This is a genomic window from Microcoleus sp. Pol8_D6 (genome assembly GCF_036700965.1).
Classification (GTDB): domain Bacteria; phylum Cyanobacteriota; class Cyanobacteriia; order Cyanobacteriales; family Microcoleaceae; genus Microcoleus.
This window is the reverse complement of the sequence record NZ_JAUBPW010000074.1, coordinates 24762-33284: the sequence shown is the minus strand read 5'-3', so window position 1 is coordinate 33284 and position 8523 is coordinate 24762. Positions and strand designations below refer to the sequence as shown.

Here is an 8523-nt window from a genome sequence, read left to right as displayed (position 1 = left end):
TTTTCTTCCTTATATTTGGGTACTAATTCACAAAAAGGACACCTACTAACTGTAGCACTATTTTATGAAACTGGTATAAGTACAATTGACATCACCTACGGCTATTCCAGAGATCACCACCCCGATTTAAAGCAATTTATGGTGGATCTGATGTGCAGTGGGGATGGAGACATCCCCTTGTACTTGAGAGTGGGTGATAGTAATGAAACCGACTCATCTTTATTTGCCCAACTGATTCTTGAATTCAGACAGCAATGGGATATGGATGCCTTGTTTGTGGCCGATGCTGCTCTCTATACTTCCGTAAATCTGCAACAGATGGCACAATTGCGATGGGTATCAAGAGTCCCTGCTACCTTGTCCTCGGCTAAAGAATTGTTGCAGCAGATTCACCCAGACGCATTAGTGAATAGTTAGCTAACCGACTACCAGATTGCTGCTTGTGGGAATCGTTATGCCGACGTGCCACAACGATGGTTAGTGGTTAAGAGTCAGATGCGGTTGGCATCGGATTTAAAACAATTGGAGAAACGCTTAGCCAAACATTTCACACTCGCCACTTCAGCACTCAAGCAATTAGAAAGTCAACGGTTTGCTTGTCAACCAGATGCCACTTCTGCTGCGATCATATTCTCGCAACAGTTACCTTACCATCAATTGCACGACCTGCAAGTGATCGAAATAGTTGAATATCCCAGACGTGGCAGACCTCGTAAGGATGTAGTTGGTCAGAAACATTATCAAATCTCTGCCACACTTGTCCCGAAAGCTAGTGTCATTGATGTCGAACGGCAACGCGCTGGATTGTTCCTTTTGGCTACGAATGTTTTGGACGAGCAAGTTTTGACTGATGACCAGCTTCTGCAAGAATATAAGGCACAGCAATCGACGGAGCGAGGTTTTCGATTTCTCAAAGACCCCTTATTCTTTACTTCTAGTGTCTTTCTCAAGACTCCTCAACGAGTAGCTGCGCTAGCAATGTTAATGGGTTTGTGCTTGCTGGTTTATAGTTTAGGTCAACGTTCCCTCCGTCATGCTCTCGCTCTGGCTCAACAAACATTGATAATCCAGTAGGTAAGCCTACAACCAAACCAACTTGCTTGGTGGGTGTTTCAATGTTTCATGTCGATTCATTTGTTGACAATTAACAGTGTCAAGCACATTACCAATCTGACGCAAGAACGATTGTGGATTATCCAATTCTTTGGCGCTCTTTGCCGTAAATATTATCTTCTCTCTTGAGCTGCTGTGCCATCTCAATTGAAAAAATTCCCGGACGCTCGTGCTACCTGCGGAATGTGGGCTTATACAGTCTATCTCATAGACCTTTTTGTCACCCCCCAGGTCAGCACCACCAGCCTATAGTGGTCGCGGCAGACCACGGAAACACGGGTCAAAAATCAAGCTCAACGACCCAACCACATGGCTCGAAGCGGATACTGTGATTGAAATTGACGAACATCCGCAGTTGGGACAAGTCCGAGTTAGGCAATGGCTTGACTTACATTTTTATCGTGGTGCAGGACAGAGAGTCAATTTAATCCTTGTGGAAAGAATGAATCTCATGTCAAGCGGTCAGCCGTTTCCACCCTTGTGGTTGGCTTGGGTCGGAGAGCGCACTCTACCCTTAGAAACTGTTTGGTTTAAGTATTTACGACGTTTTGGAGTGGATCATTGGTATAGATTTGCTAAGCAACGATTAGAAACTGTTTGGTTTAAGTATTTACGACGTTTTGGAGTGGATCATTGGTATAGATTTGCTAAGCAACGATTACATTGGACATTACCAAACTTAAGAACTCCCGAACAATCAGAGCGGTGGAGCGATTTAATGCCGTTGATGAGTTGGCAACTTTGGCTGGCTAAGGACTTAGTGGTCGAGAATCGACTGCCTTGGCAATCTGAAGCATATCAATTTAACTCCTGGACGTGTTGCCCAATCAATGTTGTCGATTTTAGTTGATATTGGTACTCCGGCTCAACTGCCTAAAAATAGGGAAAAATCCCCTGGTTGGGAAAAAGGAAAGGCACGTACTAAAGCACCGTACTATCCCACTGTTAAAAAACGGGTTTCTCAACGCAAAAAATTTTCCAAATTAGCTGTTTAATCTTCTACCTATTGAGTTGTTGAGTAACAGCTTGCCTTCTAGTAAAAGGCAGCTAGTTTTAGCTGCTACCATTGTTTAGTCTAAACTCCAGTTACTAAGCAACTGCAATTTCATATTGCAAAACTAAAATTTCATCAGCTTTTAACATAGCCATAGCATATTCACTCCCTTGACTATCAGCAAACTCCACTAAATACTGACATTCCTTTCCCGTATCATACACTTCAACAATAGTTCCCACGAGTCCAACTGGCAAACTAGAAATAGATGCGTATTCTGGTTCCACTAGGGCTAATCGCGTATTTGAAATCGGCTTGAGAATTGCAACAGAATCCAAAGCTCTAAAGTGTTTGATCATAGTTTAAGAAAAGCTGAAATCCAACAACGGTTAGAATTAGTTGAAGTAATTTCCCAGAAGTACTTTCTCAAGGTTTTTAGGGGCAGGTTTAGTTAGGATATACGCGATCTCAGCGAGTTTACCCATTTCACGCACCCGCCCTCCCCACGCTAGGATTTACCCCTTACTTAGGCCTTAAGTTCGCGCTGCTAAACTCAGAAGCCACAATCATCGACCCAATCCCCGCATCCGTAAATATTTCTTGCAGCAAAGCATGAGGAATTCGACCGTCAATAATGTGAGCACCCTTCACACCCTGAGCCAAACTCCGCACACAACAATTAACTTTCGGAATCATCCCCCCAGACACAACTCCCGACTCAACCAACTCTCTTGCTTCTTGAATATCTAACTTAGCAATCAGACTCTCTGGCTTGTGATAATCCTCTAAAATTCCCGCAGTATCAGTCATCAAAATCAACTTTTCGGCTCCCAAACCAGCCGCAATTTCTCCAGCCACCGTGTCAGCATTAATGTTGTAAGATTGACCTTTTTCATCCGCCGCCACGCTCGACACCACCGGAATATAACCGCTGTTCACCAAAGACTCCAAAATCTGGATTTTCACGCCGCTGACTTCACCAACAAATCCAATTCCTTCCCTGCCATCTGGACGAGCTTGAATCAGATTGGCATCCTTGCCACACAATCCCACTGCTTTGCCGCCAGCTTGGTTGATTAAGGAAACAATTTCCTTATTTACTTTGCCCACCAAAACCATTTCCACAACTTCCATTGTCGCCGCATCAGTCACTCTCAAACCATCCTTGAATTGCGGCTCAATTCCCAGTTTTTCCAGCCAAATATTAATTTCTGGGCCGCCGCCGTGAACCACAACCGGACGCATCCCCACGCAAGCTAGCAGCACAATATCCCGAACCACCTTGTCTTTGAGATTGCTATCTTTCATCGCCGCACCGCCATATTTGACCACTATGGTGCGACCGGCAAAGTGTTGAATGTAGGGCAGTGCTTCGGACAGCACCTCTACTCGATTAGTGTCCGAATTCCTAACAAAATCGCTTTGTTTGAGCATGGGTAAATTACAAAAGACTAAAAACTCAATTCTAAACTTTAATGGCTAAAGCACATATTAACAGCCACAAAAATCACTTTTTCCCTGAATTTTATCGACCCGCAGGCTTGCTCGATCGCCTTTCTTGAGCCCCATCCTCAAAAAATTAATAGGTTTTTTTAATGAAATCATTAAAATTTTTGTATTATAACTTATACATTTTTTGCTACAGTCGAGAAATGTATAACTCCCTTGATTTACTTAACGTTTTATGTTAACTGCTGTCGCCCAAGACTCCGAAAACCTTCAGTACAAGCTACGATCAGAGGCTGACTCGTCCCCCCGGATGACGGTATTTTGCGATTTAGACGGGCCCATAGTCGATGTGTCCGATCGCTACTATGCCACCTATCAACAGGGATTGACCGACACTCAAGCAGCTTATCTTACTAGGGGAATCAACCTCAACCTCCAAATCCTCAGCAAACAGCAGTTTTGGCAAATGAAACAAAACCGAGTGCCCGATACTGAAATAGCCAAAAGTTCCGGCTTGTCGGGAGAAGAAATTCACGTTTTTCTAGGATGCGTGAGTCACCTTGTCAATCAACCAGACTTGTTGCACTTAGATCGCATCCAGCCGGGAGTGCAATGGGCGATCGGACTTCTGCACTCCCGCGGCGTGCGGCTGATTTTAGTCACCCTGCGGCCGAGAAATCAAGCCGTTCAACTGTTACAAAATTACGGTTTAGCCAGACTGTTTACCAGCATTCGCGGAACTCAGATGGCGGATGCCGCCTATCACAACTATACAGCCTTAAAAACTGAATTGTTGGCTGAAGTGGCAGAAGAATTTGAGTCATCGCTGGGTTCGGCTTGGATGATCGGAGATACAGAAGCAGACATCCTCGCAGGAAAAGCCTTGGGAATACCTACAATTGCCGTTACCTGCGGAATTCGCAGCCGCTATCAACTGCAAAAGCACCAGCCTAATTTCATTCTCAGCGATTTGATTATTGCCGTTCATCACTTATTAGGTTCTGGCCAACAAGTAATAGTAGAATGACTACAGTTAACACTTAACTGTTGACTAATGACCAATGGCTGAGGACTAATGGCTGACTAAGGTTTTTCTACATTCCTGGTCATTTCCCACAAGCGATTGAGTGGAAAATAAATCACCGGAGCCCAAAGACTGCTAAGAATAGCAGAACACAAAGCCACTCGCTGGTGATAGCTCCAAATTTCCAGTAAAGCCCGATCGCCCATAGCAAAAAATTGCAGCCCCATCACCGTTTCCGCTACCACCGCCATCCCAAATACAATTAACGCGATCGGAATCGGATCTCTCTCAACAATATCTACCGGAATCGACCAGGTTTTCTGCAAAACAACTGTTAAGACTCCTACAACAACTAGACTGACAGCATGGGAGGGATGAGGAGCCGTCATCGCATCTTGAAGAAACCCCAAAACCAAGCCCATGCTAGCAGCTCCCCAAACTGTACGTTTCCGCTTAATACTCCAAGCTACCAACCAAATTAACAGCCAGTTCGGCCCAATTCCCAACAATTCCATTCCCGGCATCCGAGTGGGCAATATCAGTATGCACAGCATCACAGATAGAAATGTAACTGCGAAGTTGAGAAATTGGCGCGATCGCGGCGAAGACATCCGAGATAAAGCTTTCATTGTTGCTGTGCTCCCTCAGATGGTGCAGAAGATTGACTCTGCGAATCCTTTGGTTCGACTTGCTTAGAGTGGGGGTAAACCACCGCCCACTCCAGAGCATTCATCGGTGCAGAGAACTCAACCACAGCTTCTGGAGCCGGAGTTTTATTCATATCCACCGAAACCACTTTTCCCACAGGCAAACCAGGAGGGAACAACTGACTGTAAGAAGAAGTTGAAACCACATCCCCAGGCTTGACATTGGGAACATTCTCAAAAAACTCCATCACAGCCTGATTTCCGCCTTTCCCGCGCATAAAACCCATGTGGCGACTGCGGGTAATTCCCACACCCAATTGACTCGTAGCGTCGCTGACCAACAGCACCAAGCTAGTATTAGGAGTAACGCTGACAACCCTGCCTACTAAACCGCCGGGGCCCATCACAGTAAAATCTGTTTTGATGCCATCGTTACTGCCGCGCCCCAAGGTTACTTGCTGCCACCAGTGGTCGGCGCTGCGACCGACAATAGGAGCGACAATCCCTGCTGGTTTCTTAGCCGAAACGTAACCTAAAAGCTCTTTTAGCTTCTGATTTTGATTTTCTAATTCTAATAGCTGCGCTTGCAATTCTTGAGTGCGCGCCGAGATAAGTTCCTCTTGCCCAGAGCCGTTGGCGTGAAACGGACGAGTCACCCAATTGTAAACTTCAAATACTGCCGCACCTTGTGTTTGTCTAACTCCCCAAGCGGCAGTTACAGCTAAACCTAGAAGAGCAATTTGCAGCCGCAGATCCCACCACTTTCGGAATGTATTTTTTAGCATAATTTCACTAATCTAAAATTGTTAAGTCAGGATTTTAGATTTGAGATTGCAGCCGTATTTCTAAATCCACAATCCCAAATTGTTTAACTACATATTACGCGACGACTGCCCGCTGAAAACCCGTTCCAACTGTTTGTTTTCCAATACCCTACCAGTTCCCAAAACCACACAGCACAGCGGATCTGCTGCCACGTGGGTGACAATTCCTGTTTCGTGACTGATCAGAGTATCTAAACCTTTCATCAGCGCGCCACCACCAGCCAGCATAATTCCCCTGTCAATAATATCTGCTGCTAATTCCGGGGGGGTGCGTTCCAAAGTACGCTTGACAGCTTCCACAATTACTGAAAGCGGTTCCGACATACTTTCGCGAATTTCTGGGCCTTTGATAGTAACAGTTCGCGGCAGACCCGACAGTAAGTGCAAGCCCCGCACTTCCATCATTACATCGTCATCCTCTGGAGTTGGATATGCAGAACCAACCTGAATCTTAATTTCTTCAGCAGTGCGTTCGCCGATGACCAAATTGTGAACTTTTTTCATGTATTGGACGATCGCCTCATTGAGTTCGTCGCCGGCTACCCGCACAGACTCACTGATCACCGTACCTTGCAAACTCAAAACCGCAACTTCCGTCGTACCTCCGCCTATATCTATAATCATATTGCCAGTCGCCTCAGCAACAGGCAGTCCAGCCCCGATCGCCGCAGCGATGGGTTCATCAATTAACCGTACTTCTCTAGCACCGGCCTGAGTCGCCGCCTCAATGACAGCACGCCTCTCGACTCCGGTGACACCGCTGGGGATGCCAATAATTATCCGCGGCGAAACTAAGCTTCGGCCTTCGTGAACTCTGCGGATAAAAGTCTTAAGCATCAGTTCTGCCGTATCGAAGTCTGCAATTACCCCGTCGCGAAGCGGGCGCAGTGCTATGACATTCCCTGGCGTGCGGCCGAGCATTTTTTTTGCTTCTTCTCCAACAGCCAGCGGTATTTTTAAATCTTGGTCGATCGCCACTACAGAAGGTTCCTGCAGAACAATACCTTTGCCCGATACATAAACGAGCGTGTTAGCAGTACCGAGGTCGATACCCATATCTCTAGATAACGAAAATCGATTGAGAAGACCCACTGATTCGTACCCCCCCCAAAAACTAAAATACTATTGTGTGCAATAATGTTGTTACAAAAGTGTAACCGAGGTGGATTCTATTACGTTTTTCATCCTGAGTCTAGTCAGAAATGTACATTGTCGAGCTCAGGTTGAGCGCAGACTCGCCAATCATCCACTATCAATATGTTCTGCTAACTGGGTGTACAATCAGGATGAAGCCTCACAAGCGTTGTTCCAAGTTCAGTTTGGAGGCAAATACGCGTGTGGACTGTTTAACTACATCACCGATCGACCACATTCCCAAAAAAGTTTATGAGTCTTAATGTTGTGACTTTAGTAGGCCGCGTCGGCGGCGACCCGGACGTTAAGTATTTTGAGTCGGGTACAGTTAAGTGTAGTTTGACGCTGGCAGTGAATCGCAGAACCAAGAACAGCGATCAACCAGACTGGTTTAATCTGGAAATCTGGGGCAAAACAGCGCAGATTGCGGCTGACTACGTTCGCAAAGGCTCTCTAATTGGCGTAACAGGCTCTTTGAAGTTCGATCGCTGGCAAGATCGCAATACGGGTTCAAATCGCTCGAAGCCGGTAATTAAGGTAGACCATTTAGACTTGCTGGGTTCCAAACGCGACAACGAGTCGGGTATGTCGCAACACAACAGCGAATTCTAGCGTTTGGGGAATTTGGGAATTAATATTTGTGAATTGGGTGGGTGCTCGTGACTTCAGAAAAGTTAGAAATTGTTCAAACTGAGTACCAAGCTGGGCAAGTAGCTTTTGAGAGTGGCCGGTATGCTCAAGCTGTGCAGAGTTTAGAAACAGCTACCGGTTTAGTCGATCGAAATTCCCGGTTGGGCGGTGAGGTGCAGATGTGGCTAGTGACAGCCTACGAAGCCTCTGGCAATACAGAAAGGGCGATCGAGCTTTGCCGTGCGCTCACCCGCCATCCCCGCCAAGAAACCCGCCAACAAGCAAAGCGCTTGCTGTTCATTCTCGAAGCTCCCAAACTCACTATTCCTCCTGAATGGATGGTGAAAATCCCTGATTTGGCAGCTTTAGATGAAAATCAATCAATTAATTTTCAAGCCAATCCGAACGCTGATATCAAGTACGCTAAACCCAAGCCAGTCGTACCAGAGCCTGTAGATTTGAGTCAGGTTAATACGAAAGATAATAGGTTTATCTGGGTGGCGTTAATTGCGATCGGGCTAATTTTAGGCGGATTATTTCTTAGTTATTAATCATTTTTTCATTCGCACAAACTCTATTTCTAGGGTGCGCCGAGGCGCACCTGACCCCTACTGAGAGAAGTTAAGCAATGCCTTTTAGCAAAAAAGTATCAGCCCGGTCGCCAAAGAATTCCAAATTAATTGCCTACGGGATAATTTCATTCTCGAA

The 8523-nt window shown here is 45.9% G+C and carries 9 protein-coding genes and 1 pseudogene; 5 read left to right on the top strand and 5 right to left on the bottom strand.

Annotated features, from left to right (window positions below; genetic code table 11):
* Window positions 1–66: 66 nt before the first annotated feature.
* Both QUA10_RS24015 and QUA10_RS24010 read left to right on the top strand, forming a co-directional pair.
* A pseudogene (locus tag QUA10_RS24015) lies at window positions 67–1242 on the top strand (IS1634 family transposase); the annotation flags it as partial.
* Window positions 1243–1441: 199 nt separating this feature from the next.
* The gene (locus QUA10_RS24010; RefSeq protein WP_333084985.1) at window positions 1442–1963 is read left to right on the top strand and encodes a hypothetical protein; all 522 of its coding nucleotides are present in this window, start codon (window positions 1442–1444) and stop codon (window positions 1961–1963) included.
* Between the two features lie 239 nt (window positions 1964–2202).
* On the opposite strand, the gene QUA10_RS24005 is transcribed toward QUA10_RS24010, so the two are convergent.
* Window positions 2203–2466 (bottom strand): DUF4926 domain-containing protein, encoded by a 264-nt coding sequence (locus tag QUA10_RS24005; RefSeq protein ID WP_333084984.1) that lies wholly within the window; start codon window positions 2464–2466, stop codon window positions 2203–2205.
* 163 nt (window positions 2467–2629) lie between these two features.
* Window positions 2630–3541: an acetylglutamate kinase gene (argB, locus tag QUA10_RS24000; protein WP_333079227.1), complete on the bottom strand. Its 912-nt coding sequence runs from the start codon at window positions 3539–3541 to the stop codon at window positions 2630–2632.
* A 250-nt stretch (window positions 3542–3791) separates the two neighbouring features.
* Between argB and QUA10_RS23995 the strand changes: the two genes are divergently transcribed.
* Window positions 3792–4583 (top strand): HAD family hydrolase, encoded by a 792-nt coding sequence (locus tag QUA10_RS23995; protein ID WP_333084983.1) that lies wholly within the window; start codon window positions 3792–3794, stop codon window positions 4581–4583.
* Between the two features lie 56 nt (window positions 4584–4639).
* Here the strand turns inward: QUA10_RS23995 and mreD are convergent, their stop codons facing one another.
* The 3 genes from mreD to QUA10_RS23980 form a co-directional block, all read right to left on the bottom strand.
* Window positions 4640–5209 (bottom strand): rod shape-determining protein MreD, encoded by a 570-nt coding sequence (gene mreD, locus QUA10_RS23990; protein WP_333084982.1) that lies wholly within the window; start codon window positions 5207–5209, stop codon window positions 4640–4642.
* Complete coding sequence (mreC, locus tag QUA10_RS23985) at window positions 5206–6012, bottom strand: rod shape-determining protein MreC (RefSeq protein ID WP_333084981.1); 807 nt, start codon at window positions 6010–6012, stop codon at window positions 5206–5208. The genes mreD and mreC overlap by 4 nt, the downstream gene beginning before the upstream one ends.
* A gap of 87 nt (window positions 6013–6099) precedes the next feature.
* Window positions 6100–7107, bottom strand: a complete 1008-nt coding sequence (locus tag QUA10_RS23980; protein WP_006632285.1) for a rod shape-determining protein — start codon at window positions 7105–7107, stop codon at window positions 6100–6102.
* Between the two features lie 330 nt (window positions 7108–7437).
* Between QUA10_RS23980 and QUA10_RS23975 the strand changes: the two genes are divergently transcribed.
* Both QUA10_RS23975 and QUA10_RS23970 read left to right on the top strand, forming a co-directional pair.
* The gene (locus QUA10_RS23975; protein WP_190663675.1) at window positions 7438–7797 is read left to right on the top strand and encodes a single-stranded DNA-binding protein; all 360 of its coding nucleotides are present in this window, start codon (window positions 7438–7440) and stop codon (window positions 7795–7797) included.
* Window positions 7798–7844: 47 nt separating this feature from the next.
* The gene (locus QUA10_RS23970) at window positions 7845–8366 is read left to right on the top strand and encodes a tetratricopeptide repeat protein (protein ID WP_333084980.1); all 522 of its coding nucleotides are present in this window, start codon (window positions 7845–7847) and stop codon (window positions 8364–8366) included.
* Window positions 8367–8523: the final 157 nt, after the last annotated feature.

Excerpts from the sequence above, each read along its gene's own strand:
- QUA10_RS23975 (WP_190663675.1), top strand. The coding sequence starts at position 7,438 with ATGAGTCTTAATGTTGTGACTTTAGTAGGCCGCGTCGGCGGCGACCCG.
- QUA10_RS24005 (WP_333084984.1), bottom strand. The coding sequence starts at position 2,466 with ATGATCAAACACTTTAGAGCTTTGGATTCTGTTGCAATTCTCAAGCCG.
- QUA10_RS23995 (WP_333084983.1), top strand. The coding sequence starts at position 3,792 with ATGTTAACTGCTGTCGCCCAAGACTCCGAAAACCTTCAGTACAAGCTA.
- QUA10_RS23980 (WP_006632285.1), bottom strand. The coding sequence starts at position 7,107 with ATGGGTATCGACCTCGGTACTGCTAACACGCTCGTTTATGTATCGGGC.
- mreC (WP_333084981.1), bottom strand. The coding sequence starts at position 6,012 with ATGCTAAAAAATACATTCCGAAAGTGGTGGGATCTGCGGCTGCAAATT.
- argB (WP_333079227.1), bottom strand. The coding sequence starts at position 3,541 with ATGCTCAAACAAAGCGATTTTGTTAGGAATTCGGACACTAATCGAGTA.
- mreD (WP_333084982.1), bottom strand. The coding sequence starts at position 5,209 with ATGAAAGCTTTATCTCGGATGTCTTCGCCGCGATCGCGCCAATTTCTC.